Annotated in this window: 24 protein-coding genes and 5 pseudogenes; 14 read left to right on the top strand and 15 right to left on the bottom strand. The window is 68.4% G+C overall.

The window, feature by feature from the left end; all coding sequences use genetic code 11:
• The first annotated feature begins 493 nt into the window (after nt 1-493).
• The gene (locus OG963_RS01065) at nt 494-1,315 is read left to right on the top strand and encodes a PAS domain-containing protein (RefSeq protein WP_371798169.1); all 822 of its coding nucleotides are present in this window, start codon (nt 494-496) and stop codon (nt 1,313-1,315) included.
• On the top strand, nt 1,275-2,528 hold the full coding sequence (locus tag OG963_RS01060) for a SpoIIE family protein phosphatase (protein ID WP_371798168.1): 1,254 nt from the start codon (nt 1,275-1,277) through the stop codon (nt 2,526-2,528). Before OG963_RS01065 ends, OG963_RS01060 begins: the two co-directional genes overlap by 41 nt.
• A 298-nt stretch (nt 2,529-2,826) precedes the next feature.
• On the opposite strand, the pseudogene OG963_RS01055 reads toward OG963_RS01060, so the two are convergent.
• Nucleotides 2,827-4,090, bottom strand: a pseudogene (locus tag OG963_RS01055) (PP2C family protein-serine/threonine phosphatase).
• A 937-nt stretch (nt 4,091-5,027) separates the two neighbouring features.
• On the opposite strand from OG963_RS01055, the gene OG963_RS01050 reads away from it, so the two are divergent.
• Nucleotides 5,028-5,363 (top strand): MerR family transcriptional regulator, encoded by a 336-nt coding sequence (locus tag OG963_RS01050; protein WP_371798167.1) that lies wholly within the window; start codon nt 5,028-5,030, stop codon nt 5,361-5,363.
• A gap of 392 nt (nt 5,364-5,755) precedes the next feature.
• Nucleotides 5,756-6,460 carry a TetR/AcrR family transcriptional regulator gene (locus OG963_RS01045; protein WP_371798166.1) on the top strand — a complete coding sequence of 235 codons (705 nt, stop codon included), beginning with the start codon at nt 5,756-5,758 and terminating at the stop codon, nt 6,458-6,460.
• Between the two features lie 277 nt (nt 6,461-6,737).
• Here the strand turns inward: OG963_RS01045 and OG963_RS01040 are convergent, their stop codons facing one another.
• Nucleotides 6,738-7,142, bottom strand: a complete 405-nt coding sequence (locus OG963_RS01040; RefSeq protein WP_371798165.1) for an SsgA family sporulation/cell division regulator — start codon at nt 7,140-7,142, stop codon at nt 6,738-6,740.
• A 358-nt stretch (nt 7,143-7,500) separates the two neighbouring features.
• Nucleotides 7,501-7,908, bottom strand: coding sequence for a hypothetical protein (locus OG963_RS01035; RefSeq protein WP_371798164.1), 408 nt, complete (start codon nt 7,906-7,908; stop codon nt 7,501-7,503).
• 815 nt (nt 7,909-8,723) lie between these two features.
• On the opposite strand from OG963_RS01035, the pseudogene OG963_RS01030 reads away from it, so the two are divergent.
• From OG963_RS01030 to OG963_RS01020, 3 genes and pseudogenes are all read left to right on the top strand, one after another.
• Nucleotides 8,724-9,023 (top strand): annotated as a pseudogene (locus tag OG963_RS01030) (DNA helicase); the annotation flags it as partial.
• 300 nt (nt 9,024-9,323) lie between these two features.
• On the top strand, nt 9,324-10,760 hold the full coding sequence (locus OG963_RS01025; RefSeq protein WP_371798163.1) for a cytochrome ubiquinol oxidase subunit I: 1,437 nt from the start codon (nt 9,324-9,326) through the stop codon (nt 10,758-10,760).
• Nucleotides 10,757-11,758, top strand: a complete 1,002-nt coding sequence (locus OG963_RS01020) for a cytochrome d ubiquinol oxidase subunit II (RefSeq protein ID WP_371798162.1) — start codon at nt 10,757-10,759, stop codon at nt 11,756-11,758. Before OG963_RS01025 ends, OG963_RS01020 begins: the two co-directional genes overlap by 4 nt.
• Nucleotides 11,759-11,799: 41 nt before the next feature.
• Here the strand turns inward: OG963_RS01020 and OG963_RS01015 are convergent.
• From OG963_RS01015 to OG963_RS00995, 5 genes and pseudogenes are all read right to left on the bottom strand, one after another.
• A pseudogene (locus OG963_RS01015) lies at nt 11,800-11,919 on the bottom strand (IS3 family transposase); the annotation flags it as partial.
• Between the two features lie 222 nt (nt 11,920-12,141).
• Nucleotides 12,142-12,357, bottom strand: a pseudogene (locus tag OG963_RS01010) (dehydrogenase); the annotation flags it as partial.
• 454 nt (nt 12,358-12,811) lie between these two features.
• A complete protein-coding gene (locus OG963_RS01005; RefSeq protein ID WP_327419835.1) occupies nt 12,812-13,258 on the bottom strand; it encodes a hypothetical protein in 447 nt (148 codons plus the stop codon).
• A gap of 99 nt (nt 13,259-13,357) precedes the next feature.
• Complete coding sequence (locus OG963_RS01000) at nt 13,358-13,972, bottom strand: TetR/AcrR family transcriptional regulator (RefSeq protein ID WP_327419834.1); 615 nt, start codon at nt 13,970-13,972, stop codon at nt 13,358-13,360.
• The gene (locus OG963_RS00995; RefSeq protein ID WP_327424971.1) at nt 13,972-14,820 is read right to left on the bottom strand and encodes an oxidoreductase; all 849 of its coding nucleotides are present in this window, start codon (nt 14,818-14,820) and stop codon (nt 13,972-13,974) included. Before OG963_RS00995 ends, OG963_RS01000 begins: the two co-directional genes overlap by 1 nt.
• Before the next feature lie 190 nt (nt 14,821-15,010).
• On the opposite strand from OG963_RS00995, the gene OG963_RS00990 reads away from it, so the two are divergent.
• A complete protein-coding gene (locus OG963_RS00990) occupies nt 15,011-15,190 on the top strand; it encodes a hypothetical protein (RefSeq protein WP_371798161.1) in 180 nt (59 codons plus the stop codon).
• Here OG963_RS00990 and OG963_RS00985 read toward each other — a convergent pair.
• The 4 genes from OG963_RS00985 to OG963_RS00970 all read right to left on the bottom strand — a co-directional run bounded on the left by OG963_RS00985 (nt 15,177) and on the right by OG963_RS00970 (nt 17,558).
• Nucleotides 15,177-15,428 carry a transposase domain-containing protein gene (locus tag OG963_RS00985; RefSeq protein WP_371798160.1) on the bottom strand — a complete coding sequence of 84 codons (252 nt, stop codon included), beginning with the start codon at nt 15,426-15,428 and terminating at the stop codon, nt 15,177-15,179. The genes OG963_RS00990 and OG963_RS00985 overlap by 14 nt on opposite strands.
• Before the next feature lie 305 nt (nt 15,429-15,733).
• Complete coding sequence (locus OG963_RS00980; RefSeq protein WP_371798159.1) at nt 15,734-16,180, bottom strand: heme-binding protein; 447 nt, start codon at nt 16,178-16,180, stop codon at nt 15,734-15,736.
• A 61-nt stretch (nt 16,181-16,241) separates the two neighbouring features.
• A complete protein-coding gene (locus OG963_RS00975) occupies nt 16,242-16,562 on the bottom strand; it encodes an NIPSNAP family protein (RefSeq protein ID WP_327419831.1) in 321 nt (106 codons plus the stop codon).
• A gap of 30 nt (nt 16,563-16,592) precedes the next feature.
• A complete protein-coding gene (locus OG963_RS00970; protein ID WP_371800246.1) occupies nt 16,593-17,558 on the bottom strand; it encodes an NADP-dependent oxidoreductase in 966 nt (321 codons plus the stop codon).
• A gap of 128 nt (nt 17,559-17,686) precedes the next feature.
• On the opposite strand from OG963_RS00970, the gene OG963_RS00965 reads away from it, so the two are divergent.
• Entirely contained in the window at nt 17,687-18,667 is a 981-nt protein-coding gene (locus tag OG963_RS00965) for a GlxA family transcriptional regulator (protein ID WP_371798158.1), read from the top strand.
• Nucleotides 18,668-19,152: 485 nt separating this feature from the next.
• Nucleotides 19,153-19,590, top strand: coding sequence for a nitroreductase family protein (locus OG963_RS00960; protein ID WP_371798157.1), 438 nt, complete (start codon nt 19,153-19,155; stop codon nt 19,588-19,590).
• A 558-nt stretch (nt 19,591-20,148) separates the two neighbouring features.
• Here the strand turns inward: OG963_RS00960 and OG963_RS00955 are convergent.
• On the bottom strand, nt 20,149-20,715 hold the full coding sequence (locus tag OG963_RS00955; protein WP_327419828.1) for a TetR/AcrR family transcriptional regulator: 567 nt from the start codon (nt 20,713-20,715) through the stop codon (nt 20,149-20,151).
• Nucleotides 20,716-20,883: 168 nt separating this feature from the next.
• Here OG963_RS00955 and OG963_RS00950 point away from each other — a divergent pair, with 168 nt between their 5' ends.
• From OG963_RS00950 to OG963_RS00940, 3 genes are all read left to right on the top strand, one after another.
• Nucleotides 20,884-21,609 carry an SDR family oxidoreductase gene (locus tag OG963_RS00950; RefSeq protein WP_371798156.1) on the top strand — a complete coding sequence of 242 codons (726 nt, stop codon included), beginning with the start codon at nt 20,884-20,886 and terminating at the stop codon, nt 21,607-21,609.
• 66 nt (nt 21,610-21,675) lie between these two features.
• Entirely contained in the window at nt 21,676-22,746 is a 1,071-nt protein-coding gene (locus tag OG963_RS00945; protein ID WP_327419826.1) for an aldo/keto reductase, read from the top strand.
• Nucleotides 22,747-22,816: 70 nt separating this feature from the next.
• Nucleotides 22,817-23,563 carry an SDR family oxidoreductase gene (locus tag OG963_RS00940; RefSeq protein WP_327424968.1) on the top strand — a complete coding sequence of 249 codons (747 nt, stop codon included), beginning with the start codon at nt 22,817-22,819 and terminating at the stop codon, nt 23,561-23,563.
• 39 nt (nt 23,564-23,602) lie between these two features.
• Here the strand turns inward: OG963_RS00940 and OG963_RS00935 are convergent, their stop codons facing one another.
• Nucleotides 23,603-23,794, bottom strand: a complete 192-nt coding sequence (locus OG963_RS00935) for a hypothetical protein (RefSeq protein ID WP_327419825.1) — start codon at nt 23,792-23,794, stop codon at nt 23,603-23,605.
• A gap of 78 nt (nt 23,795-23,872) precedes the next feature.
• Between OG963_RS00935 and gndA the strand changes: the two genes are divergently transcribed.
• Nucleotides 23,873-25,306: an NADP-dependent phosphogluconate dehydrogenase gene (gndA, locus tag OG963_RS00930; RefSeq protein ID WP_371798155.1), complete on the top strand. Its 1,434-nt coding sequence runs from the start codon at nt 23,873-23,875 to the stop codon at nt 25,304-25,306.
• Here gndA and OG963_RS00925 read toward each other — a convergent pair.
• Nucleotides 25,273-25,447 (bottom strand): annotated as a pseudogene (locus OG963_RS00925) (IS5/IS1182 family transposase); the annotation flags it as partial. The gene gndA and the pseudogene OG963_RS00925 sit on opposite strands and share 34 nt — an antisense overlap.
• Between the last annotated feature and the right edge of the window lie 97 nt (nt 25,448-25,544).

Raw genomic sequence — 25,544 nt, 5'->3', positions numbered from 1 at the left:
GCCAGCCGGGCCGTACCGCAAGCTCACAGATCCCCAAGGCACTCGCAAGCGAGGAGGCCATTGCGTAGGGCCGCTGAACGCTCTGCATTGGGGGAACAAGGAGCGAACTGTGCGACCAGCTGGCGCGTTCACCCCTGTGGTGCATTGATGGTAAAAGGCGCGGCTTGGTCCAAAGGAATGTCGTACTTACGGCGGGACTGCCCGCGAAACAAGAGCCGAGGCAGCACATGGCCATTTTCACTCGACGGGTGAACACCAGGTCATCACGTTGGAGCTGCGGGAACAAGCCGACCAGCCGGCCCGTCGCAGACCCAGGCCCACGCCCGCGACCCTGCCCACGGCGGTACCGGGCATCTGTCCTGCGGACGCCGGGCGCCAGGAGCCTGAGGGATGCCGGTCCCGCCACGGGTTGTGCTGGCCCGACAGCCACGTGCCGCCTGTGTCGCGGGCCCCGGAGGGACACAGGAGCCACGGCCCGCCTCCGCACGGGCTCATGAGCCCCGGCCGCGGGGAATGGTTCGAGAAGGCCCTGTTCGAGCAGGCCGAGGCGGGGCTCGAGGTCTACGACACGGACCTGCTGGTGCTGCGGGCCAATCCCGCGGCGCTGGGCATGCGTGGCCTTCCTCGCAGCTCGGTGGTAGGCACCCCCCTTGCAGACCTGGACACCGGCATCCCGATGTCGGCGGTGATCCGTGAGGCACTGGGGAGCGATACCGTCCGCGACCAGCACGTCGTCGGATACACGGGGGCCGACCCCGAGCACCGGCACGACTACTCGGTGACCGGCTACCGGCTGCAGGACGGCTCCCACCGAATCGTCGGCGCCGCGGGAATGATCCACGACGTCTCCGTCTCCATGAAGAACCGCCGGGGGCTGGAACTGCTGAGCACCGCCCGCGCTCGAATCGGCAACACCCTCGACTCACTGCGGACTGCTCAGGAGCTTGCCGAGGTGGTCTTCCCCGAATTTGCCGACGCCGTGGCCGTGGACCTGCTCGAGTCCGTCCTTACTGGTGACGCCCCTCTCAGCCCTGTGAGGAGCAGCCTGCCCATGCGGCGGGCTGCCTTCCGAGCGCGCGAAGGGCAGTACGGGGCCTATCCCGTGGGAGCAGCCAGCTACTACGCGTTCCCCACCCCTTACACACAGGCTCTGGCCGACCTGCGTCCGCGTCTGGTGGATCCAGTGAACAAGGCGGGCGCGTGGCTTGCCCACGACCCGGCGCGGGCGGAGTACATCGCCCGGGCCGGCATCCACTCGCTCATCGTCGCCCCGCGTGCACGGGCTGGTCATGGGCCTGGTCAGCTTCTACCGTGACCGCTCCCGTCCCGACCCCTTTGACGAGGAGGACCTCGCACTGGCCACCCAGCTGGCCAGCCGCACCGCGCTGTGCATCGACAACGCCCGGCGCTTCACCCGCGAGCACGCCATCGCGACCACCCTGCAACTGAGCCTCCTCCCTCACGCGCCCCCCACCACCTCGGCCGTGGACTCCTCGCACTGCTACTTCCCTGGCCGGTACGGCGCGCACTGGTTCGACGTCATCCCACTCGCGTGTGCGCGCGTCGCCCTCGTCATCGGCTTCGTCCCCGGCGAGGGCCTCGATGCCTCCGCCACGATGGGTCGGCTGCGAAGCGCCGCCGCCACGCTCGCCGGCCTGGAGCTGCCCCCGGACGAACTGCTCGTCCACCTCGACGACGTGGTCCAGCGGATGGCGCACGAGCGCAGCGCCGACCCACGGACTCTCCACCAGGCCAGGCCGCCGCTCACCGCCAACTGCGTGTACGCGGCGTACGATCCGGTTACCCGGCGTTGCGCCGTCGCCGCAGCAGGGCAGGACGGTCCGCTGCTCACCCATCCCAACGGAACCGTCACCGAGTTCGGGGTTCCTCGAGGAGCGCCCCTGAGCCACGGAGCCCCGTACGAGATGAGCGAACGCGAACTGCCGGAGGGCACTCTGCTGACCTTCTACTCCGACAGCGTCTCCGGACGCTACCCCTCGGAGGCCGACGAGCGCCTAAGCCGGATCCGCGAAGCGGTGGCGCGCCCGGTCGCCCCCGCAGAGGTGTGCGACACCATCGCCTACACGGTGCTGCGCAAGCCCTTCCAGGACGGAGCGGCCCTGCTGGTGGCCAGGACCCACAGCCTCGCCCCCGCGCGCGTCGGCAGCTGGATCTTCCCGGCCGAGGCCCAATCGGTGAGCGACGCCCGGCACGCGGCCCGCGAGTGCCTGACGCGATGGGACCTGGACGACCACATCCCCACCACGGACCTCATCGTCAGCGAACTGGCCACCAACGTCATCCGCCACGCCCAGGGGCCCATCAGGCTGCGCCTCATCCTGGACCGCGCCTTGTCCACGGAGGTCTCCGATGATGCTGACACGGTTCCGCACCTGCGCCACGCCCGGCTTCAGGACGAAGGGGGCCGCGGGCTGTTCATCGTCGCTTCCCTCGCCCAGCACTGGGGCACGCGCTACGAGGAGACCGGCAAGACGATCTGGGCCGAGCAGGACCCGGCGGCCGGGTGACGAACAGCCAGCTCTTCGGTACCGACCGCCTGTTGCACGCCAACGAGGTCAGATGTCCTTCGTCGGTGAGGCCGAGGGTTTCGTACTCTGATGGACTTTGTCGCAGCCGATGTCGTACGTGTATCGGGCGTGTCGGCGACTTTTCGGTGGGGCAGGTAGGCCGGGGCGAGTTCGAGTGCGGTGGCCAGTTTCGCGCCGGCCGCGACCATCTCGTCGGCCAGGCGCCGTACCACTGTCATGTCAGTGGGGTGCCGTTGCGCGTCAGCGAGCGCCCGTTGCAGAACATTGGCCGTCTCTGTCACAGGCGGAGGATGACCAGGGCGGTGTCGTCGGTGGCCTCGGCTGGTGGGGTCAGGTCGGCCAGGAGGGCGTCGGCGAGCGTTTCAGGGTCGGCATCCTGGTGGCGTGTGAGGGAGTCGGCGAGCCGGGTCAGGCCGGCGTCGATGTCCTCGTGGCGGCGTTCGATCAGTCCGTCGGTGTACAGGACAAGGGTGGCCCCTTCGGTGAACGTGGTCTCGGCCTGGGGGCGGGGGGCGTGTTCGGGGCGGGCGCCGAGTGGGGGGTCGGTGGCCTGGTCGAGGAAGTCCACGGTGCCGTCGGGGTGCAGCAGGGCCGGTGGAGGGTGGCCGGAGCTGCTGTAGGCGATGGTGTGGTTGGTGCCGTCGACGATGGCCAAAATGGCTGTTGTCGATTCCGCGCCGTCGACCGAGCGGGCGTACAGGCCGAGGGCTTCCAGGGCCTGGGCGGGACCGTCAGCAACGAGGGAAGCGGCGCTGAGGGCGCTACGCAGCTGGCCCATGACGGCAGCGGCGGCCAGGCCGCAACCGACGACGTCGCCGACGGCCACCGCGACGCGGTCGCCAGGCAGTTCGACGAGGTCGTACCAGTCCCCGCACACGTTCAGCCCCCCCGACCGCCGGGCGGTAGCGCACTGCCGCGCGGTGATGCCTCACAGGCCCGGGGGCGGGCAGCATCGCTTCTTGCAGCCTCAGAGCGACTTCGTGTTCGTAGGCGTGGGTCTCGCGCAGCCGTTCGTTGACCCCCTGCAGTTCCCCGGCCCGGGTGTACAGCTCGGCTTCCAGTACCGTCGGCCGGTCACCGGTGCCTCGGTCGGTGAGGGTGCGGATCAGCTCGGTGATGTCCTCCTCCCGGTGCAGCAGCAGCGCCACCCGCCCGTCCGGGCCGAAGACAGGGACGTTGACCGGACTCCAGTACCGCTCCTCCCACACCCCGGGCCGATCCGGGTACTCCACGTCGTAGCGGTGCAGCGTCATGGCGTCGCGCTCCCCGGTGGCAGCCACCCACCGCAACGAGTCCCGCAGCTTGCGCATGCCGGTCACGACGGCATCCTCGGGATCGTCGGGGAAGGCAGCCCACAGGTAGCGCCCTACCACCTGCTCGCGGGTACGCCCCATGCTGCTCAGGAACGCCTCATTGACGTCGACGTACACCAGGTCCGTGGTGAACAGGGCCACCGCGCTCGGCAGGACCTGGAATACCGCCTCGTAGTCCACCCCGGATACGTTCACGATGCCACCTGCCCACGACGCCACGTCGATCATGTGCTTTCACAATAAGCACCGGCGGCGCCGCTGGGCAGGGACGGCCAGCCCTCCCGAGTGATCGAACAACGCCTTCGACCCCTTGGCGTGCGCCGTCCATCCCCGGCCGTGCAGGAACGCCCGGAACTTCCGGCACCAGCGCCCGGTCCGGGGTCCGTTGACCCTGCCCTGCTCCGTTCGAGGGCGATTACCTCACTGTCGAACACTCAAAAATCTATGTTGGCTGGAGTAGACATTGAGTGGTGGCGTGGTTATGGTTTCTCTCGTAGCCGAGATCAACAGGGTCCGGCAGGGACGAACTGGCGGGCAGCAGTACACGCAGTTGCAGTGCGCAGGACGGTGCGGTGGTGGAGTTCCGAAGCCAGAGCGGTTGCAGGACGGCGACGGCGCTGACGACCGGACCGGGTGGCCCGCAGTGATCAGGGGCCGCCACGAGCGGTAACCGCAGTGGCAGTACCAGTAAGTGCAGTGCGCGGTACCCAGCAGTGAAGTCAGTGAGCAGCACCTCGGCGAAGGCGTCGGCTGCGGACGCGCGCACCGGGAGGTTCGGCAGTGGGGTTCTAAGCCAGAGCAGACGCAGGACGGGCGACGGGGCTGGCTGCCGAAGAGTGGCGCTGTCACGGGCCGCACAGCTGTACGCAGGAGAGCAGTACCAGCAGTAGGTAAGTGATTGATCCCAGAGGGAAAGAACGGAGGAGCCAGGCGCCATCAGGATCGCCCGGGCGGAGTCTGAGCCCGGGTACCGCAGGACATCGATAGTGAGGTGGTCTCCGGTCAAGCAACCGCGATCCCCGCACACGCTCTCATCCCCCGTGAGTTGGTGCGGATCAAGAAGGCCGGCGCAGTACCAGGGCCGGCAGATGGTGTAGAAGTTCCTTCGGGGCCCTGGTGCCACATGGCACCAGGGCCCCTCCAGCGTGTTCCACAGAGAGGTGCAATGACAGCAGACGACTCGTTCGGCCGTCTCGACGACGACGACTACCCCGCCTACACCATGGGTCGGGCCGCCGAGATGCTCGGCGCCACCCAGGGCTTCCTCCGCGCCATCGGCGAAGCCCGCCTGATCACCCCGCTGCGCTCCGAGGGCGGACACCGCCGCTACTCCCGTTACCAACTGCGCATCGCCGCCCGCGCCCGGGAGCTCGTCGACCAGGGCACTCCCATCGAGGCCGCGTGCCGGATCGTCATCCTCGAAGACCAGCTCGAAGAAGCCCAGCGCATCAACGCCGAATACCGCCGTGCCGCAGAAGCGTCCGGTCCGCCCGCGGCCTGAGGGGGTGTGTCCGCCGTACCGGCGGGCCGCCGGCACATCGCAGCTGGGTGTGACGCGTGGTCATTTCCTCTGGTGACAGGGTGTGTGGGCGTGTGGCGTCTGCGTCAGCTGTCATGGTTCGGAAGTTCCCCTTCGCCCACGTCTTCGGCGTGGGCGTTCTGCTGTGCTGTGCCGCAGGAACCAGGGCGATCACCTCTGCCTTCCGCACGTTGTGGGGGGCGTTCATCGGCTGGAAGGCAAGACATGGCTACCGGAACTGTGAAGTGGTTCAACGCGGAGAAGGCGGCAACTGCACCAATTCCGCCAAATAACCGGAGTAAATCGGCACCCGCAGCTTGCGGTCTAAGGCCACAACTCCGATTTCGAGGGGGCCCTCATGTTAGTCTGGGCTCATGAGCCAGCAACAGGTCCTCCCCGCGCCCGAGGCTCCGGCCAAAACGCTGCGCCGTGATGCGCAGCGCAATCGGGACGCGATTGTGGCCGCCGCCCGCGAGGCCTTCGCGGTGCAGGGCCTGGGTGCGTCCCTGGAGGGCGTCGCCCGGCAGGCGGGCGTCGCCATCGGAACGCTCTACCGGCACTTCCCTAGCCGGCTCGCCCTGGTCGAAGAGCTCTTCGCCGCGAAGTTCGCCCATCTGCTCGACGCCGCCGAAGCGGCCGTCGCCATGGATGACGCCTGGGAGGGGTTCTGCTATTACCTGGAGAGGCTCTGCGAACTTCAGGCGTGTGACCGCGCTTTTAACGACCTGATTTCCTCCCGGTTGCCCACCCGGGCGGTCTGCGGGCAAGCCAATGAGCGCTCGCAGGAACTGTCCGCTCAGCTCTTCCGCAATGCCCGTCAGCAGGGTGTGCTCCGCGACGACGTCACTCCGGAAGACCTCGCCTTCGTGATCTGGTCCCAGGCAGGCATCATCCAGGCGACCCGCACCGTCGCCCCCAACGCCTGGCGCCGCCACCTCCACCTGATGCTCGACGCGTTCCGCCCCCAGGGGGCCCACGAGCTGCCCGAGCCACCGCTCACTCCGCACCAGGTCGAGCAGTCCCTGTCCGTCTTCGAGTGCCGCGAGCAAGAATCCTCTGAGTGCCACGAGGAGGACTGACCGCCGCCGCGGGCGCGGCGACATGCGACACGGCACACACAGGGCACGGCTCGGACCGGAAACCGACTTCTCCGTCGCTCGACGGCGACGGTTTGCACTCCTCGGTGGCGGATGCCGAAACGAGCCGGCACCGGCAACGGCTGGTACCGGCAGATTCGGCAAAACCGCAGTCGTCGGCGGCCAGGCACACCAATGCGTCACAGGTGCTGGGTACGTGTGAAACTCTCCGCGACGATCGTCGGCGCCCGAGGCGGCGCCTGCGTAGTGCGGGAGGCGTTCAGCTGCCCGCCAGCAGGTGTGCCAGCTCGGCATCCAGGTCGAGTTGGCCGGACTCGGCCCCCGGCGGCACGACGGATTGCGTTTCGCGCAGGAAGGATTCCACGCCCTGCGCGGGGACCTCGAGCAGGATTGAGCCCCCAGGCGGACTGAGGGCGATGTACAGCACATCGCGCCCGACGCCCACACCCGACCACATCCGGACGTCGCCATGACCGGCGTGACCCCGCAGGGCCTGAGCCAGCATGTCACGACCGAAGAACCACTCAACCGTCCCGCCATGGCCGAGGGGGTAAAGGGCGGCACGGACGGCGTAGGGATCGCCCGCCTCGTACTGCAGCCCCATGGGCAACGGCATTGACAGGTCACGTGACACGACAAGCCGCACGGGCAGCTCGTACACCACGGTTCTCAACGATTTCACAGCCTTTCACTCCGAGGTGTCTGCTTCACCGCTCACTCCGACTGCTCGCACCTGGCCTTGAGCCGGATCAACAACGGTCACCGTGACGCAGCACGAACCACCGAAGAGGAAGGGCGGCAAAAAGCAGTTCCTTTGCGGACCCTGCCCGGAGGAGGCGATCTCACCGCAGCGTCCTGATGCCGCTTTGATGAGCGGTCACCCGACCGTGCCAAGTCTCATTCGGCGACTGTGCCTTGGCGCCGCAGTACATCAACCGGACGGCGACCACCGACGACGGGGCGAGCCTGTGCGCGCCGGCGGGCCGGTACGGGCAAGCCGGGCACTTGTCCGGGCAGCTGAATCAGCGCTGGTCCTGCAAGAGCTGGTCCACGTACCAGAAGTCAATGCTGCCGTTGTGGAACGGCGTCACATCGACCCATCGGCCGTCGTCCCAGACGTAGAGGCGGTGTCCGTCCCAGCGGTAGTGGCTCTGGTGGTGCCAACCGTGGTGGTGGTCCCGGTGGCCGTCGTGCGTGTACCAGCTACGGTATCCGTCCCAGCCGTCGTTGCGTCCCCCGTCGTGGCCGTACCGGACTGCTTGGTAGCCGTCACGGCCGCCGTCGTTCACGGGATTGACGATCGAGGACCGGTTGTGGTCGATGGGGCTGGAGGTCGCCGCCGACGCCGATCCTCCGGCGCCGAGGATGGCTCCGCCTGCGATCGCAGCGGAAGCAACAGCAACCGAGACGCGCCTTACGAACCTGTTCATGGTCATCTCCTTGTGACGTGCCGGTGGCGCGAAATATTCGAAACAGATCGCTACCGAGTGAACCAGCCAATCGGAGGGGTCCCTCACGTTTGGCTCTGCCAGCGTACTCGAGGGCCCCCTCATGTTTTCGGTGAGTCTCATCACAGCAGGTGGAGCGCCATCCGGAGGGGCCTCGCGGCACCTTGGGCAAGCGCGTGATGGGTGTGGAAGTGGCCCGCGCGAGTGTCGGCGCACGGCTCACTATGGACCTGCAGTGCCGCGACATGTCATCAACGTGGTGGTGACCCCTTGTCGCCCACGTGTCCTCAATCAACCTCAGCGCGAACCACCAAAGGCATCCTGCAGGCCGGCCGCGATGCGGCCCCACCTCGCTCCTGAAACGGGCATCGCAGGTCCGAATGCTGCCGAGAGGGGCAGAGCAGGGAACGGCGCACTCGCCCAGCACCGTCTGGCTGCCCGTGGTGGGTAAGATCCGGGAGTTTCAGCGGCCGCGAGTGCGCGGCGAGAGCATGTGCGAGAGCGTTCGAGGGGGCAGCACATGACACAGCAAGGGATCATCGCGACAGAGCGCATGGATGGATGGATCGCAGTGCAGGCCGAGGACGCATTCAGGCTGATCTACGCCGAAGCGTTTTCCGAGCCCCATTACAACGAGAGCGAGGACGATGTCGCCGCTGCCTTCCTCCGCTTCCCTGTGCAGGCTCGCAACCTCGCGCTGTCTTGGCCCGTACCGAGGATGGCGAGCCGATCGGCATGGCGTACGGCCACCCGCTCAGGCCCGACGCGAGGTGGTGGGACGAACTGACCGAGCCCGTGCCTGGGGCGATCTGCAGGATTATGCCGAACACGAGCCGGCCGGTCAGGAGCTTCAGCGCTGATCGACCTTGTCGATCCCCATGGTCAAAGGCAGGGAATGGCACCGGGTAAGAGCCGCCGTCGACTTCAACCCGCCCCAGGACAGCGACGAATGCGACGAACATGGCCGCCCCCTGCCGGGACCCATCGACGATGCCGAGGCCCGTCTCGCCTACGTCGCGGTCACCTGGGCCCGCAACCACCTGGACGTCGGTGGCCTGTCATGGATCAACTCCCATCCCAACGGGCAGACAGCCTAGAGGTCGCCGTGGAGCGGCTGTCGGAGACCCCGCACGTTCCGATCCTGGGCGACGGGAACGCATGACCGACACACGCCATGCGCAGCTTCGATCCGGCCCTGCTCCACCAGGCCTGGGCCGGCCTTGAGGTGTACGGCATGCAGCTGCGCGTGCTTCACCGAGTCTCCTCCGAGCATCGCCGGTTCCCGAACCGCGCCAGCCCCAGGGGGCCGGGGTATGGGGTGATCCGCTCGGGTTAACGAGCTCGGCGGGGCCGTGTCGGCACGCAGTTCGATGACAGCCAGCGCGAGGATACGAGGCATGCCGTCAGCCTCATGCGCCACCACCGTAGTGCTGCAGGCGCTGGCGGCAGGTGAGCCGTCGCAGTTGCTGCCCGCTCGTGAACAGATGGCCTTCACTCTCGGCTTCCATATCATCATCGTGCCGTTCGGTGTGGCCTTCACCTTCCTGATGCTCCTCGCCAACCATCGAGGACTACGCCGCGGGGACGAGCAGGCCATGCTCCTGGCGCGCCGTTGGTCGAAGGTTGCCGCAGTGCTGTTCGCGGTGGGAGCCGTGTCCGGCACCGTACTCACCTTCGAACTGGGCATCCTGTGGCCCGGACTGATGGGGCAGTACGGCGCCGCCTTCGGGTTCCCGTTCGCCATCGAGGGAATCTTCTTCTTCCTCGAAGCGATCTTCATGTCGTTCTACATCTACGGATGGGACCGGCTGACGCCCTGGGCCCACTTCTGGAGCGGTGTCCCGGTGGTGATCTCCAGCCTCGGTGGTGCCTCCGCCGTGGTGGCTGCCAACGCCTGGATGAACCAGCCCGGCGGCATCACCATGCATGCGGGCCGCATCGTCGACGTCAGTCCGGCCAAGGTTTTCTTCAACGGCGCGTTCTGGTTCGAGACGATCCACATGCTGCTGGCGGCGTACATCGTCGCCGGCTTCGTCGTAGCCGGGGTGTACGCGGCGGGGATGCTCAAAGGAAGACAGGACGCCTACCACCGCACCGGCTTCCTCATCGGCTTCGTCGTGGCCGCCGTCACCGTGCCCGTGCAGATCTTCGTCGGGGACCTGGTCGCCCGTCAGGTGTTCGACTCCGAACGGGCGAAGTTCGCCGCCATCGAACTGCTTCCCGACTCCGGTGACCACGTCCCCGAGACACTCGGCGGTGTCCTGATCGACGGGAAGGTCCGTTACGGGCTGCCGATCCCGGATATGGCATCGCTTCTGGCCGGGTTCCGCCCCAGCACTCATATCGACGGGCTGGACGCAATCCCCGCACCGGTGCGCCCAAGCGACGCGGGTGTGAGCATTGTGCACTTGGCGTTCGACGTCATGGTGGGCGCCTCCATGGTTCTGCTGGCCCTGTCCGTGTGGTTCGCCTGGCTGTGGTGGCGCCATCGCCGCGTCCCCACCAACGTCTGGTTCCTGCGGTGCGCCGCGCTGTCGGGCGTGGTGGCCTTGGTCTCCCTGGAAAGTGGCTGGGTGGTCACCGAAGTCGGACGGCAGCCGTGGACCGTGGTCGGACTGCTGCTGACACGGGACGCCGTCACCACTCACGGCAACCTGTGGCCCTTCTTCGGCGCGACCACGATCATCTACGTCGGCGTCGGCACCGGTGCCCTGCTGGTTCTGCGCGCCCTGCGCCGGCGATGGGCGGCACAGGGCGACGAAGACGTCCAGGTCCCCTACGGCCCCGAAGCCCCTGCTGTCTCCGCCGCGAGCCCAGAAGGCCGAACGCCATGACCGATGCGATCGGCGTCATCCTGTTCACCGGCGTCATCGCCTACGCCGTCTTCGGTGGTGCCGACTTCGGCGCCGGGTTCTGGGATCTGACCGCGGGCGGAGCCGTACGGGGCAGCGCCCCTCGCTCGCTCATTGACCGGTCCATCGGCCCGGTCTGGGAAGCGAACCACACCTGGCTCATCTACTGCCTGGTGGTGCTGTGGACGGGTTTTCCGCCCGCCTTCGCCGCAATTACCACGACGTTGTACATCCCGCTCGGCCTCGCGGCATTCGGCATCGTCCTGCGCGGGTCCGGCTTCGCCTTCCGCAAGGTGACACTGCGCACCGCGCAGCAACGTCTCACTGGGGTCCTCTTCGCGGCCTCCTCGGTGCTGACCCCGTTCTGCTTCGGCGGCATCGCAGGGGCCGTCGCCTCAGGCCGCGTCCCCAGCGCCGGCGGCGGCGCCCCGCTGTCCAGCTGGCTCAACCCCACGGGTGTGCTGGGAGGTGTCCTGGCGGTCGTCGTATGCGCCTACCTTGCTGCCGTCTTCCTCTCCTCGGCTGCCACGCACCCGTATCCGGACGAGGCTCTGCACCGATACTTCCGGCGGAGGGCACTGGCAGCAGGCATCGCGGCAGGCATCGTCTGCCTGGTCGGCGTCTTCGTTCTGCACGCGGATGCACCGCGCCTGTTCCACCAACTCAGTACCCGCGGACTTGCTCTACTGATCGTGTCCGCCGCGGCCGGACTCGCGGCCCTGGCAACACTCAGAGCCCGTCGGCCGCGCCTGCCTCGGTCGATTGCGTCGCTGGCGGTGGCCACGGTGATCGCTGGATGGGGCGTCGCCCAGTATCCGTACCTCCTGGGCACCCACCTGTCCTTGACCCAGGCCGCGGCTCCCGAGCCGACCTTGTGGGCGCTGGTCGCTGTGGCCTGCACCGCGGCCGTGCTGATCGCTCCCTCTCTGGCCGCCCTGTACGTGCTGCACGACCGGGACCGGCTGACTTCCTCCGCCTGACCTTCCGCTTTGGCCCCCCTCGCCCGCGAAGCCAACCGCCGGCGGCACTTCTTGCCCCGGACGGCGCCGGTGATGCTGAGCTCACGCATCAGGCGCTCGACGGTGCACCGGGCCACCTCGTGGCCCTGGCGGTGCAGCTCGCGCCATACCTTCCTGGCCCCCCTCCGCGAGCCAGTAGTTCAGCTGAGTGCTGAAGTCGGCTCGTTTCATCGCGCAGGCTCGGGAACAGCGCACGGGCACGGTCGGGTCCGGGCTGCCGGGGCCGGTGACCGGGCTGTACATCCGTACCCCGCCTGCGAACTCATCCACTCCGGGGATCTCCCCGGGTGCACGGTGCCGCCCGGTCAGCTGCTGGGTCAGGCTGCGGACGTCGTCCGCTACTTGCGGGCGCCGGGGCGGTGCTTTAGGTGCGGGGCGACCAGGCGCCAGGCCAAGGACCAGTTGTCGCTGGCGGAGGCCATGGCGATCGGGTCGAGGCCGGGTGGGAGGGGGACGAGCATGGCGTCGGCGTAGGGGACGTGGACCAGGTCGGAGAAGAGCCCGCCCCAGTTGCCGCCGATCGGCGCGCCGTACATGGCCATGTGCGGCACCGACGTGCAGAGCCCTTCGCCCGCTGGTCCTTCCGCGGCACCGACGCGAACACGTCAGCTACGAATAACGCCAACTTCGCCCGAGCACGGTTCACTTCGTATGCGTCCACACTCACAGCTGCCCGCGCGCCGATGACCGGTTCACGTACCAGGTGGTCGTGGGTGCGCGTGCCCCCGAAGACCCAGCCGCCGCCGTGGATGTACAAGACGGCGGGCAGCGGCCCGTCAGCCTGCCTCGGGCGCACAAGGCGCACCGCGACGCTTCCCTTCGGCCCGCCGCAAACCGCGACCCAACTGTCCTCCACCTCAAGATGGTGGTGCTCTGCGGCCTGCACCTTCGCCAGCGCCCTACGGCCTGCCGCCGGTCCCAGATCAAAGGGGAATGGCGGGGCCGCGGTGGCTTCGGTGAACTCGCGAGCATCCGGTTCAAGAACCGTCTGCCGCAAGGGGACGTACTCAGGCATCACGTACTCCTGGTGGGGGGAGAAGAGAATCCGTGCCAGCCGGGGGAGCCGGACTTGTAGCGGGCCGCGTCCGCTGCCGGTCTCCCGGGCCCGCCCTGCGCACAGACGCTGCCTGCGATCCAACCGCGAAAGTGTGCGTTGTTGTGGTTGCGGACTTCCGAGGTTGATGTGGTGATCTCGGCTGCTGCGAGTCCTGCTTCCTCGCGCACGTCCCGGTCGAGGTGATTGAGGAACGGCTCGATCAACGGGCTGGCCTGGGCATCGTGCGTCGCGCCGAGGATGTAGAGCGTGTGGGCAAGGAGTTCGGGTTCCATCGTCGTCATGACCTCAGCCAGCGGTTCGCCCAGGTTCAGGGGCAGGTGGTGATGGTTGAATGCCTCGCTGATCTGGTTCAGGGCGGACTCGCGCACCTTGGCCACCGGTTCGTTGATGGCCAGGCTGACCAAGCGTCCGACGGCCAGGCGGGCGGAGTCCGCGTCGAGTGCGGTGCCGCGCAGGAGGTCTCCGAGGACGTCGGCGGCGCCTGACCGTCCACATCGGATGCTTCAGGTGGTCAGACCCGCGCTGGTCAGCCAGATGTGTTCGCACGTCGCGGATGCTTCTTCCAGCTTCTCGCGGGACTCTTGCGAGGCGTGGTAGAAAGTCCGCTCGATCATCCAGCACAGGGCGCGTGCCATCGCTGGGGCTTGTTGTGGTTCGGTGCCTTCCTGGATGCCGGCTCGTTCCAGGACGGCGGTGATGGCCGTGATGAACAGGTCGGCCGTGTGGTCCCACAGCTCGCCGATCTCCGGCACGGTCAACGACAGGTCGATCGCTGTGCGCATGACCAGGCCGTGCTCGTTCCAGAGCTCGACTGTGCGTTGCATGGCTGCTGCGATGGCGCGTCGAGGCTCGTCTGCCTGGGCAGTGGCTCGGGATCGCTCCCATAGATGCTCGACGGTCCGGGCTACGAGTGCCGTGACCACTTCTTGCTTGGAGCCGAAGTAGAAGTACAGGGCGCCGCGTGTGATGCCGGCGCCCTGGGCGATGTCGCCGACGGTCATGGCGTCGTAGCCCTTCTGCGCCAGCAGAGCCTCGCACGTGTCGAGGATGGCTCGTTCCCGGACATCGCCCTTGCGTTCGGCGGTGCGGCGGCTTCGTGCGGGGTGGTGGCCGGACATCAGAGCTGAGCACCCTCGGCGAAGTCGGTCGTACGGGAGAGCGTCTCCCATGCGCGGATGTCCTCGTCCACGGCCGTGCGCGCGGCAGTGACCAGTCGCAGCGCGTCCGAGCCCAGGACGAGGTGAGCCGGTGGCTGTTCGACCGATGTGATGTGCACGACGGCTTCCCCGGCCTTGGCGGGATTGCCCAGTTGGTTCCCGCTGGCCTTCAGCCGCGCTTGGCGGATGGGGGTGAACAGCTCGTCGTAATCGTCGATGTTCTGCGGGGCGCGCGTCATGGACCGTCCGGCCCAGTCGGTGCGGAAAGAGCCGGGCTCGATGGCCGTCACGTGGATGCCGAACTGTGCGACCTCCTTGCCCAGGGCCTCCAGAATGCCTTCCAGGGCGAACTTGCTGCCGCAGTACGCGGACATGCCCGGTACGGCCATGAGCCCGCCCATGGAGGTGACGGCCATCAGGTGCCCGCGGCGGCGCCGGCGCATGTGGGGCAGCGCCGCCTGCAGGGTGGCCACGGCCCCGAAGACGTTGACATCGAACTGCCGCCGGACTGCGGCCAGCGGAGTCTCCTCGAAGGTGCCCTCCAAGCCGTAGCCGGCGTTGGCGACGACGACATCCAGGGGGCCGACGCTCTGCTCCACTTCCGCGACCACGCTTGAGACGGCATTGCTGTCGGTCACGTCCAGGATCCGGCCGTGGGCGTGCCCTGGTTTGAGATCTGCGAAGGCCTGCAGATCCTCCTCTGAGCGGACGGTGCCTACGACGGTGTGACCGGCGGCCAGGGCGGCTTGGGCGAAGGCACGTCCAAGGCCCGAGCTGACGCCGGTGATGAGCCAGTTCCGCTTTTCCATCATCTCTCCCAGAGTTCTCGCGAGGCGCCGGACCGCCCCCTTCCAGAAAGTCTACATGGTGTCGATTTTTATCGCCGGAATGTTGATTCTGTGGGCTTCACGGTGCGGCCAGGGACGGTCCGACCCCTCATGGAGGTCGGGGCCGCTGTAACCACCTAAAGTTGGGCAGGGCGTGGGCGAGGTGGGGCAGGTGGATGCCGGTGAGGGCGGCCAGGCGGTGTTGTGCGGGGGTGGTGCGGCCGCCGGATGCGCCCGCCACACCGTCGGGCTGTGCAAGGGCACCGGGCTGTCCACCGCGGTCTGGCCTCAGCACCGGCACGGCCTCATACCCGGCCTCGGCCTGTCCCGGCACGGATTCACTCCCGTCTGATGGACGGGCGCACGCCGAGTCTCGTGCGGGCTTGCCACAACCCGGTGGCGGTGATGTGCGGCAGCGGCAGGGACCTGAGGGCGCCGGTGAGCTTGGACCACACGGCCACATAGCCGCACTCGGCGAACAGGACAGCGGCCAGCAGCTGGTAGACCACCACCCGGGCGGGCAGTCTGCCCAGCCGCTGCTGGACGGCCCCGCACTCGGCGAGCACCGCATCGACCATTTCGAACGGCACGATCTGCGTGAGCTCGCCCTGATGGCCCGGGGCGAAGAGCCCTTCAGCTACCGCGATCTCGCGGCTGATGACACACTGGCCCGACAGCGGAGCCTCTGGTTGTGTGAACGGCTTGTCTTGGTCGACTGCCAGTTCTACCGGGGCTCCGCTTCTCGCGTCAGGCCATCAACACAGCGAACCACTCGCCCCACTACCAGCGCCGAAGCCGTAACTTCACGGCCTTGGGCTTTAGCCCGGTGACGTCGCACGTGCGTCTGTGGCTTGGCCGGCGCCCGTCAGCCACAGGCCGACCCTCCGGCGGCCGGTCAGTGACCGGGCAGCTCGAACCCGAGGGCGGCGAGGGCCTCCTCGGCGGCCTGCTGGTCCTGGTCGTAGGTGCCACCGGATATCCCCAGCCCTCCGATGTACCGGCCGTTCTCGATGATCGGGTAGCCGCCGCCGACGGCCATCACACGGGGGTGGCCGCCCAGCGGCGCGATCTGCGGGTTGGCGAGCAAGTCGTTCCACGTGTGGGTGGGGATGCGGAAGGAGGCCGCGGTCCAGGCCTTGTCGAGGGCGACCTCGGCGGTGAGGAAGGGCGCGTCGTCGGCCCGGTCGAATGCCTTCAGATGTCCGCCCTGGTCGGTGACGGCGATGGACGCCGTGAAGCCGATCCGGGCAGCGGCGGTGTGTACCGCCGCGATGAGTGCGCCGGAGGCGGCCTGGGTGATGGACGAGGCGGGGGCCGACTTCTGGAGTGTCTCGGTGCTCATGATGGTTCCTTTGTTGCCGTGCTGTGCTGTGCGGTGGCGGATGAAGCGGCCGTAAGCCGGGTCACCGCAGGGGTGAGGCCGGGGTGGGGACCACGTGGGTGACGACGGACTTCTCGGGGATCAGCAGGCTGTGGACGACCGGCCCGATCTCGTTCTTCCAGCGGTCGTGCTGGTACACGGCCGCGTACAGGGCCTCGCTCTGGGACTCGTCCTCGAACCGGCGGATCCACACGTAGCCGTCCTCATCCCCGGCGTCGACGAAGGAGGCGGTCACGTCCATGCCCAGCGAGGCCTGGAACGGGATGACCACGTCCTCCATGTAGCGCACCCACTCCTCGCGGCGCCCGGGATGCGCCTGGTAGCGGCGGATCTCGTAGTACACGGTGCTGCTCCTGACTGCTTGCAGGGATGGTCAGTCGGTCACGGTGAGGACGACCTTGCCGCGCGTGCGGCCGGCCTCGACGCGGGCGTGGGCCGCGCCAGCCTGCTCCAGCGGGAAGGTTTCCTCCACCTCGACGGCGACCTCACCGGCGTCGATCAGGCCTGCGATCGTGGTCAGCGCGGGACCGTCCGGCTCGACCAGGTACGGGGTGACCCGCACGCCTGCCGCCTCGGCGGCCTGGGCCAGTTCCGGGGAGACGCCGGCCGGGACGGCGACCAGCAGGCCGCCCGGGCGCAGGACCTTCAGCGAGCGGGTGCTGGTGTTGTCGTGGGCGTCGCCCACCAGGTCGATGACGACGTCGATGTCCTTGGTGGCGTCCTCGAAGCGGGTGGTGGTGTAGTCGATGGTCTCGTCGGCGCCGAGTTCCTTGAGCCAGGGGTGGCGTGCGGCGCCGGCGGTGGCGATCACGGTGGCGCCCAGGTGCCGGGCGAACTGGACCGCGAAGTGGCCCACCCCGCCGGCAGCGGCCGTGATCAGGACGCGCTGGCCGGCCTGGACGTGGGCGGTGTCGACCACGGTCTGCCAGGCGGTCAGCGCCGCCAGCGGCACGGCGGCCGCGTGCGCGTGGTCAAGGGTGGCCGGCTTGCGGGCCCACTGGCGGGCCGGGGCGGTCACGTACTCGGCGTAGCCGCCGGCGGCACGCGGGAACCACGGCATGCCGTAGACCTCGTCGCCGACCTTCAAGGTGGTGACGCCGAAGCCGACCTCCTCGACGACACCGGAGACGTCCCAGCCCAGGATCAGCGGGAGCGTCTGCAGCCCCGCCATGCCCTGGCCCTCGCGGGTCTTCCAGTCAACCGGGTTGATCCCGGCGGCGTGCACTCGGACCAGCACCTCGGTCGGCAGCGGCTCGGGGCGCGCGACCTCCTCGACGGTCAGCACCTCCGCTCCGCCGAACTCCGTGACGGTGACTGCCCGCATGGTGTGCTCGCTCATGTTGTCCTCGCTCATGTCCGTTTCACGCCTTCTTTTGCCGGGACCGTGGTCCCGGCAAAAGAAACAGTGGCGTGTGCTCGCGGAGGCGGGTGAGTGGCCGGGGAGTCACCTGTCGTACCATTCCGGCCATGCCGCATCGTGTTGCCGTTCTCGCCCTCGACGGAGTCCTGCCGCTGGACCTGGGCATCCCGGCCCGGGTGTTCAACGAGGCCCGTGAACCGGACGGGACCCCTCTGTATTCCGTCAGCACCTGCTCCCTCGGCGGCCGACCGGTACGCACGCATGAGGACTACCGGATCGTCGTCGACCACGACGAGTCGGTGCTGGAGACCGCGGACACCGTCGTGCTCGCCACCCAGGAGCCCGGCGAGCAGCTGCTCGCGACCGGCACGCTCGCCGAGGAACTCGCTGCGGCGCTGGACCGGATAGGGCCGCGGACCCGCATCGTCAGCCTGTGCACCTCGGCCTTCCTGCTCGCGGCGGCCGGTCTGCTGGACGGTCGGCGGGCCACCACGCACTGGGCGCTGTGTGACGCGCTGGCGAGGCTGTTCCCCGACGTCGAGGTCGATCCGGACGTGCTGTTCGTCGACAATGGACGCATCCTGACGTCCGCTGGCGGAGCGGCCGGCATCGACCTGTGCCTGCACCTGGTCCGTCTGGACCACGGGGCGGCGGTTGCCTCGGCCGCCGCGCGGCGCTGCGTGGTGGCGCCGTGGCGCGAGGGCGGGCAGGCGCAGTTCATTGAGCACCCGGTTCCGCAGGACACTGACCGTTCCACTTCGGCGACCCGGCAGTGGGCGCTGGACCGGCTGGCCGAGCCGATCTCGCTGGAGGACATGGCCCGGCACGCCCACATGAGCGTGCGCACCTTCACCCGGCGGTTCCGCAGCGAGGTGGGCAGCAGCCCGCTGAAGTGGCTGGCGCAGCGGCGGCTGGCCCACGCGCGCCTGCTGCTGGAGTCCACCGACCTCACCGTCGCGCGGATCGCCACCGCCTGCGGCTTCGGCGACCCCGTCGCACTGCGTAAGCACTTCCACACGCACTTGGGCCTGTCACCACTGGCCTACCGTCGCGCCCACAACGCACCGGAGCCTATGACGGCACAGTGACCACCCAGCCGGGTCATCGCCGCGACAACACCCACCAATCGCCCGGCGCATAAAGTGACCCACGCAAAGGAAGGCGCGAGACTCGTGGCGCTCAGCCAGCAGATCCGGTGCTGCAATTGTGGTGGTGGGTCGTCGGCACGCGTCCAGGTTCACCGATACGACTGTGAGGATGTTCAGGTGCCGCTCCAGGCGGTGGTCTGACTCGCGATACGACTGGCCTTGGTGCCTTGAGTTTGATCTGTCGGCCACTGCTCGGGGCGGTATTCGCTGCCGCCGGGCAGGGGATGTGTCCCGATAGGGGCCTTCGCAACAGGCACCGTCACAGTCTTGACCGCCCCGGCCGGCGACGGCCACCGGTTCCCGAGGCGATCAGGAGACAGGCGACCCTGACCAGCATCACGCAGTCCACCGCCCCATGTCACATTCCAGCGGACGCCGAGGACGTCCTGCTGGCGAAGGCGGCCGACATCTGGCGGGCGGGGCTCATGACCGGCGCTCCCGACGAGCACAGCTCCGCTCCGATGCCGACCCGGATGAGCTTCGCCTCCTCGGAGTGGGCACGGATCCGGGGCAGTCTCGGCCACTTGGTCCAGCATCTACACGAGGTGCCGGTGCTCATGATCCCGGTGGTGCGGGTGGCGCGTCGCGCGGAGTTCAACTCGACTCGCGGCCAGGCGCACAACTGGGGCTCGGTCATCCCCGCGACCTGGAGCTTCATGCTCGCCGCACGGGAACGTGGCCTGGGAACCGCGTGGACCGTCGCTCACCTCACCTACGAGCGTGAGATGGCCGATTTGCTCGGCATCCCGTTCAACAACACCGTCCAGGTCGCGCTGACCCCCATGGCCTACACCATCGGCACCGACTTCAAGCCGGCCCCGCGGGCCGACGGCGGGAGTTTCAGCCACTGGAACCACTGGTAGCCGTCCTCGACGCCCTGGCCGGAGGAAAACCCCGGTGCAGCCGGAGCTGTCAAGGCCGACGACGGCGCGCTGTCTCCCGCGGCACCATTTCCTTCAGCCTTGCCGCGCCGCGGCCAGCACGGCCTGACCGGCACCGCGGAAATACCCGTTCGTCCAGCAGGCCCTCTTGGACGGGTCGTCGTTCAGGTCCAACGAGAGGACGCAGGCGGAGAGTGCACGGACGTGCGGAAGGCTGCCTGCGGGACTTGAGAGCACCAACCATGAACCGAGAGGCGGGGTAGAACGTTCGGCATCGACAAGGCGCGGCCGGCTTCCGGCTGGCTCGCCGCTACGGCGCGGCGGGCCGGCGCGCGGACGTCCTCCGCAGCCTCCAGCAGTCCCGTATTCATCACCACGCCGCCGGGATGGCGTTCCCCGGCCTTGCCGACACCGAACTCGCCAGGGCACTGACAGGCTCGGCACCGAGAGCCCGCCGCGTTCGCCGGTGCCGGTGAGCGCTTCGGCGTGGCCGCTGACCGCGTGGTGGTGACGTGCCGTCGGATCGGAAGGGTGCGCCTGTCAGTCGCGCACCCTCAGCCCGTCGACGACGATGGTGAGCATGCGGTCGAGCTGGGCACGCTGCTCGGGTGCGCCGGCCACGGAGAGCACTCCGGCGAGGATGCCGCCGACGTCGACCGGATCGATGTCGCGGCGCAGTTCTCCTGCCTCGCTGCCGGCCTCCAGCACCATCCCCAGGATGTGCTGGACCTCGTCGCAGACCGGCCCGGTGCCGAAGCGGCCGGAAGCGCTCATGGCGACCAGGGCCTCGCAGATGCCGCGCCGTTCGCCCGCCCACTCGGCGAAGTGACGCATCCAAGTGTGAAGAGCCTGCGCGGGCCGCTCGGTGGCCAGGAGGGCCTGCGCGTCGTCGCGCAGCGGGCGGATCTGGTCGCGGTAGATCTCTTCGACCAGGTCTTCGCGGGTGGGGAAGTGCCGGTAAAGGGTGCCGCTGCCCACGCCCGCGCGTTTGGCGATCGCGTCCAGCGAGACCGTCTGCCCGGAGGCGAAGGCCTCGGCGGCCGTGGTGATCAGGTGCTTGCGGTTGCGTTGGGCGTCAGCCCGCAGGGTCCTTCGTGGAGAAGTCATGGCCTTCGCGATCGGGAGGGGCGGGTGGGGTTCGGGGGTGAATCGGGGATGTCTCCGTTTGTGTGCGGCGACACATTCGGGGACATCTCCGGTTAGTGTACAGTGACGCAAGTGGGGACCTCCCCGCTTATCGGTGACACCAGCCCCCGCCTTGACGAAAGGCCCGCCATGCCCACAGCACTCATCACCGGTGGCACGACCGGGATCGGCAGAGCGGCCGCCGAACTGCTGCACGCCCACGGATACCAGGTCGCCGTCACCGGACAGAACCCCGACTCCCTCGCCCGGGCACGGCGCGAGCTTCCCGACGACGTACTTGTCGTTCAGTCCGACGCACGCGTACTGGCCGACACTGACGCTCTGCTGGCAACGGTTTCCGAACGTTTCGGCTCTCTCGACCTGCTGTTCCTCAACGCCGGGATCTTCCGCCTCGCGCCGGTGGCAGACGTGACGGAGGAGTCGTTCGACGAACAGGTCGACGTCAACTTCAAAGGCCAGTACTTCACCCTCCAGAGGGCCCTTCCGCTCATGAACGACGGCGGATCGATCGTCTTCACCGTGGGCATCGGATCCCGTCGCGGCAGCCCTGGCGCCACCCTGGGGGCGGCAACGCGGGGCGCCCTGCTGGCGATGCTGCCCTCGCTCGCGCTCGAACTGGCTCCGCGCAGGATCCGCGTCAACGCAGTGAGCCCCGGGGCGACCGATACCCCGCTGTTCGACAAGCTGGGAGTCCCCCACAGCGGCCGGGAGGCCATGCGCACGAAGATCCCGTTCGAGCGCTTCGGATCCAGCCGGGAGATCGCGGAAGTCGTCGCCTTCCTCGCATCAGACGCCGCCAGCTACGTCACCGGGCAGGACGTCGCCGTGGCCGGCGGCTACGGACTCGGCGCCTGAAAGCCGGGCGGGCCGGCCACCGGCCCACGCTCTCGACATCACGAACCACATCTACAGGAGTACACGATGCCACTCACTCTCGACACCTACCGGCTGCTGGGCCGTTCCGGGCTGCGGGTCTCACCGCTCGCGCTGGGCGCGGCGACCTTCGGCACCGAATGGGGCTGGGGCGCCGAGCGCGAGGAGGCGCGCAAGCTGTTCGACCGCTACACCGAACTGGGCGGCAACTTCTTCGACACCGCCAGCACCTACACCAACGGCAGTTCCGAGCGGATGCTGGGCGAGTTCGCCCGCGGTGATCGCGAGCGCCTGGTGCTGGCGACGAAATACTCGACGCTGCGTACACCTGGTGACCCCAACTCCGGTGGCACTCACCGCAAGAGCATGCTGGCGTCGGTGGAGGCCAGCCTGCGGCAGCTCGGCACCGATTACATCGATCTGCTCTATCTGAACATCTGGGACTTCAGGACGCCGGTGGAGGAGATCCTGCGCGGCCTGGACGACCTGGTGCGGCAGGGCAAGGTCCTGTACGTGGCGGTCTCCAGCGCACCGGCCTGGCAGGTGTCGCGCATGCAGACGATCGCCGACCTGCGCGGCTGGTCGCCGCTGGTCGCGCTGGAGATCGAGTACAGCCTGATCGAACGTACCGGGGAGCGCGACCTCATCCCCATGGCACGTGAGATGGGACTGGGGGTGGTCCCCTTCTCCCCGCTAGGCGGCGGGGTGCTCACCGGTAAGTACGGCCGGGACGACCTGAACCCGGCGGGCCCCGTCGCCGGCGAGACCGCCGGCAACCGCAGGAGCCTCAACGCCGCCCTGGGCATGGTCACCGAACGCACCCTCGCGATCGCCGACGTGGTGAAGGAGGTGGCCTCAGAGCTGGGCCACACGCCCGCCCAGGTCGCACTGGCGTGGACTTTGAACGCCCCCGGCGTGGCGGCACCGATCATCGGCGCCCGCACCGTCGCGCAGCTCGAGGACAACCTGGGTGCCCTCCAGGTCGACCTCACCCCAGCCCATCTGGCCCGCCTCGACGAGGTCAGCGCCATCGACCCCGGCAATCCGCACGCCCTGCTCGCCAGCGACCACATCCGCACGGTCACCGCAGGCGACATGAGCATCGAGACCCGCCGCTGATCCGCCCCACGGACGGCGACATCCAGACGTGCCACCACATTTTTCGGCGACGGAACGGAGCAACCTCGGCATGGGTAAGTACAGCGACAAGAATGCAGTGATCACGGGTGGCAGCAGCGGCATGGGACTCGCGCTGGCGGAGCTGCTGGTAGAAGGCGGAGCCCGCGTGGTGATAACCGGCCGGTCGCAGGCCAAGCTCGATGCGGCGCGCGAGCGGCTCGGCACGAATGCCGTGGCCGTCCGGGCCGATGTGGCTTCACTGGCCGACCTGGACACGCTCGCCGACCGGGTGAAGAGCGACCTCGGCTCGGTCGAGGCCCTCTTCGTCAACGCCGGCATCTCGCCCCTCACGCCCCTCGCCTCCACGACCGAGGAGATGTACGACGAACTGTTCGCGATCAACGTCAAAGGGACCTTCTTCTCCGTGCAGAAGCTCGCCCCGCTGCTGAGCGCGAACGCCGGTGTCGTCCTCACCACCTCGATCGCCAACGTCATGGGCATGGTGGACACCAGCGTCTACGCGGCCGGCAAGGCGGCGCTGCGTTCGATGGCCCGCACCTTCTCCCGCGAGCTGCTTCCGCGAGGGATACGTGTCAACGCGATCAGCCCGGGTCCCATCGACTCGGGGATCCTGGAAACGATGGGCTTGTCCAAGGAGGCCGTCGACGATTTCAGGGCGGAGCGGACCTCGAGCAATCCCATGAAGCGCTACGGCACCGTTGAGGAGTTCGCCAAGGCGGCTGCGTTCCTCGCCTTCGACGCCACGTACACCACCGGCATCGAGCTGGCTGTGGACGGCGGCGAAACCCAGCTCTGACAGACGGAGCAGTGTTACAGGCAACAGGGGCACCCTGCCCTACGCCACCCCCGCGGCCAGGCGGGTCAACGACCCGTCGAGCTCGTCGGCGCAGACAACAGGCGGGCGGGACACCTCTGCCGGGTGGGTGACCGCCGTCCAGCCGTAGGTCTGGGTCACCTCGGTGTGGCCGTCGTGGGCCGGGTTCCCACCCGGCCGGCCGGGGGTCCCGGCGATCTTACTCGCGATCACCCGCCTACCGGCCTGCGCCCCAAGGGGGCGAGGGACGGGTTTCTCGCACAGACGTATCCAGAAACGGAAAACGCTCACATGGAACTTGCGCACATCGGCGTCACCGGCCTCGGTGTGATGGGTCGCAACTTGGCCCGGAACTTCGCCCGCAACGGCTACACCGTCGCCGTTCACAACCGCACAGCGGCCCGTACCCGCTCCATGATCGAGGAGTTCGGGCACGAAGGAGCCTTCGTGCCCGCCCAGTCGATCGAGGAGTTCGCCGCCGCCCTGGAGCGTCCCCGACGCGTGATGATCATGGTGCAGGCGGGCGCCGCCACCGATGCCGTCATCGATGAGCTGATCCCGCTCTTGGAGAAGGGCGACATGATCATCGACGGCGGCAACGCGCACTTCGCCGACACCCGTCGGCGTGAGGCCGCCTTGCGTGAGCATGACCTTCACTTCGTTGGCGCGGGCGTCTCCGGCGGTGAGGAGGGCGCACTCAACGGGCCCTCGGTCATGCCGGGCGGCTCCCCGGAGTCGTACGCCGTGCTGGGCGAGATGTTCGAGAAGATCAGCGCCAAGGTGGACGGCGAGGCCTGCAGCACGTACATCGGCGCCGACGGGGCCGGTCACTTCGTGAAGATGGTGCATAACGGCATCGAGTACGCCGACATGCAGCTCATCGCCGAGGCGTACGACCTGCTGCGCCAGGTCGCCGGTTACACCCCTGCGGAGATCTCCGAGATCCTCCGCGGCTGGAACCAGGGCCGCCTGAACTCGTATCTGATCGAGATCACCGCCGAGGTCCTGGCTCACACCGACGCCGACACCGGCCTTCCCTTCGTCGACGTCGTCGCCGCCGGGCAGAAGGGCACCGGCCGGTGGACCGTACAGACCGCACTCGATCTGGGCTCCCCGGTCACCACGATCGCGCAGGCAGCCTTCGCCCGCGCGGCGTCGGGTCAGGAGCAGTTGCGTGACGTCTACCGGAGCCTAGGCGGAGGAACCACTCCCGCGCTGTCGCGTACCGAAGCCGAGCGCTTCGCTGCCCAGGTCGAATACGCCCTGTACGCGTCCAAGATTATCGCCTATGACCAGGGCTGGAAGATGATCCGGGATGCCGCCGCCGAATACGGATGGGACATCGACCTCGGTGCGGTCGCGAAGATCTGGCGGGCCGGCTGCATCATCCAGGCCTCCTTCCTCGACCGCATCCGCTCCGCCTACGCCGCCGACCCCGAGCTGGCCAGCCTGCTGAGCGAGGAGAGCTTCGCAGCGGAGATCACAGCAGCGCAGGTGCCCTGGCGTGAGGTGGTGGCCTCGGCGACCCGGCGGGGCATTCCCATACCGGCGTTCTCCGCCGCTCTCTCCTACTACGACACCCTGCGCGCCGACCGCCTGCCGGCCGCGCTGCTGCAGGGGCAGCGCGACTACTTCGGGGCGCACACCTATCAGCGTGTGGACCGAGAGGGTGTCCACCACACCCACTGGGCTCACGCGGACCGGCCTGAGACGCTGGTCTCCTGAGTCTCGAGAAGACGTTCGGATCGAAGAAGCGGTAGTCCGGTTGCTCGTTTCGCGAGGTTGGAGATCATCGCGAGGTGGATCAGGCTCTCGGAGTGGGCGGGTTCGGTAGTTGCGGGCGAGGCGCCGGTGCATCATGATCCAGCTGGTTGGGCCGGCCGTGCGGTGAGGTGCCTGTCGTGACAGATCCTGTTCCGCGCGGCCTCCCGCCGAACCGGATATGACGGTTGCCCGGTCATCT

Source organism: Streptomyces sp. NBC_01707 (assembly GCF_041438805.1).
Lineage (GTDB): Bacteria > Actinomycetota > Actinomycetes > Streptomycetales > Streptomycetaceae > Streptomyces.
Note: the sequence above shows the minus strand (reverse complement) of the source record. Positions and strands in the feature narration are given on the sequence as shown.

What these genes read in the sequence shown, in the direction of transcription:
- OG963_RS01065 (WP_371798169.1), top strand. Translation starts at nt 494, where the DNA reads ATGAGCCCCGGCCGCGGGGAATGGTTCGAGAAGGCCCTGTTCGAGCAG.
- OG963_RS00995 (WP_327424971.1), bottom strand. Translation starts at nt 14,820, where the DNA reads ATGGAAAAGCGGAACTGGCTCATCACCGGCGTCAGCTCGGGCCTTGGA.
- OG963_RS00940 (WP_327424968.1), top strand. Translation starts at nt 22,817, where the DNA reads ATGGGTAAGTACAGCGACAAGAATGCAGTGATCACGGGTGGCAGCAGC.
- OG963_RS01020 (WP_371798162.1), top strand. Translation starts at nt 10,757, where the DNA reads ATGACCGATGCGATCGGCGTCATCCTGTTCACCGGCGTCATCGCCTAC.
- OG963_RS01050 (WP_371798167.1), top strand. Translation starts at nt 5,028, where the DNA reads ATGACAGCAGACGACTCGTTCGGCCGTCTCGACGACGACGACTACCCC.
- OG963_RS00950 (WP_371798156.1), top strand. Translation starts at nt 20,884, where the DNA reads ATGCCCACAGCACTCATCACCGGTGGCACGACCGGGATCGGCAGAGCG.
- OG963_RS01025 (WP_371798163.1), top strand. Translation starts at nt 9,324, where the DNA reads ATGCCGTCAGCCTCATGCGCCACCACCGTAGTGCTGCAGGCGCTGGCG.
- OG963_RS00945 (WP_327419826.1), top strand. Translation starts at nt 21,676, where the DNA reads ATGCCACTCACTCTCGACACCTACCGGCTGCTGGGCCGTTCCGGGCTG.
- OG963_RS00960 (WP_371798157.1), top strand. Translation starts at nt 19,153, where the DNA reads ATGACCGGCGCTCCCGACGAGCACAGCTCCGCTCCGATGCCGACCCGG.
- OG963_RS00970 (WP_371800246.1), bottom strand. Translation starts at nt 17,558, where the DNA reads ATGAGCGAGCACACCATGCGGGCAGTCACCGTCACGGAGTTCGGCGGA.
- OG963_RS00980 (WP_371798159.1), bottom strand. Translation starts at nt 16,180, where the DNA reads ATGAGCACCGAGACACTCCAGAAGTCGGCCCCCGCCTCGTCCATCACC.
- OG963_RS01045 (WP_371798166.1), top strand. Translation starts at nt 5,756, where the DNA reads ATGAGCCAGCAACAGGTCCTCCCCGCGCCCGAGGCTCCGGCCAAAACG.
- OG963_RS01000 (WP_327419834.1), bottom strand. Translation starts at nt 13,972, where the DNA reads ATGTCCGGCCACCACCCCGCACGAAGCCGCCGCACCGCCGAACGCAAG.
- gndA (WP_371798155.1), top strand. Translation starts at nt 23,873, where the DNA reads ATGGAACTTGCGCACATCGGCGTCACCGGCCTCGGTGTGATGGGTCGC.
- OG963_RS00965 (WP_371798158.1), top strand. Translation starts at nt 17,687, where the DNA reads ATGCCGCATCGTGTTGCCGTTCTCGCCCTCGACGGAGTCCTGCCGCTG.
- OG963_RS01035 (WP_371798164.1), bottom strand. Translation starts at nt 7,908, where the DNA reads ATGAACAGGTTCGTAAGGCGCGTCTCGGTTGCTGTTGCTTCCGCTGCG.
- OG963_RS00955 (WP_327419828.1), bottom strand. Translation starts at nt 20,715, where the DNA reads ATGACTTCTCCACGAAGGACCCTGCGGGCTGACGCCCAACGCAACCGC.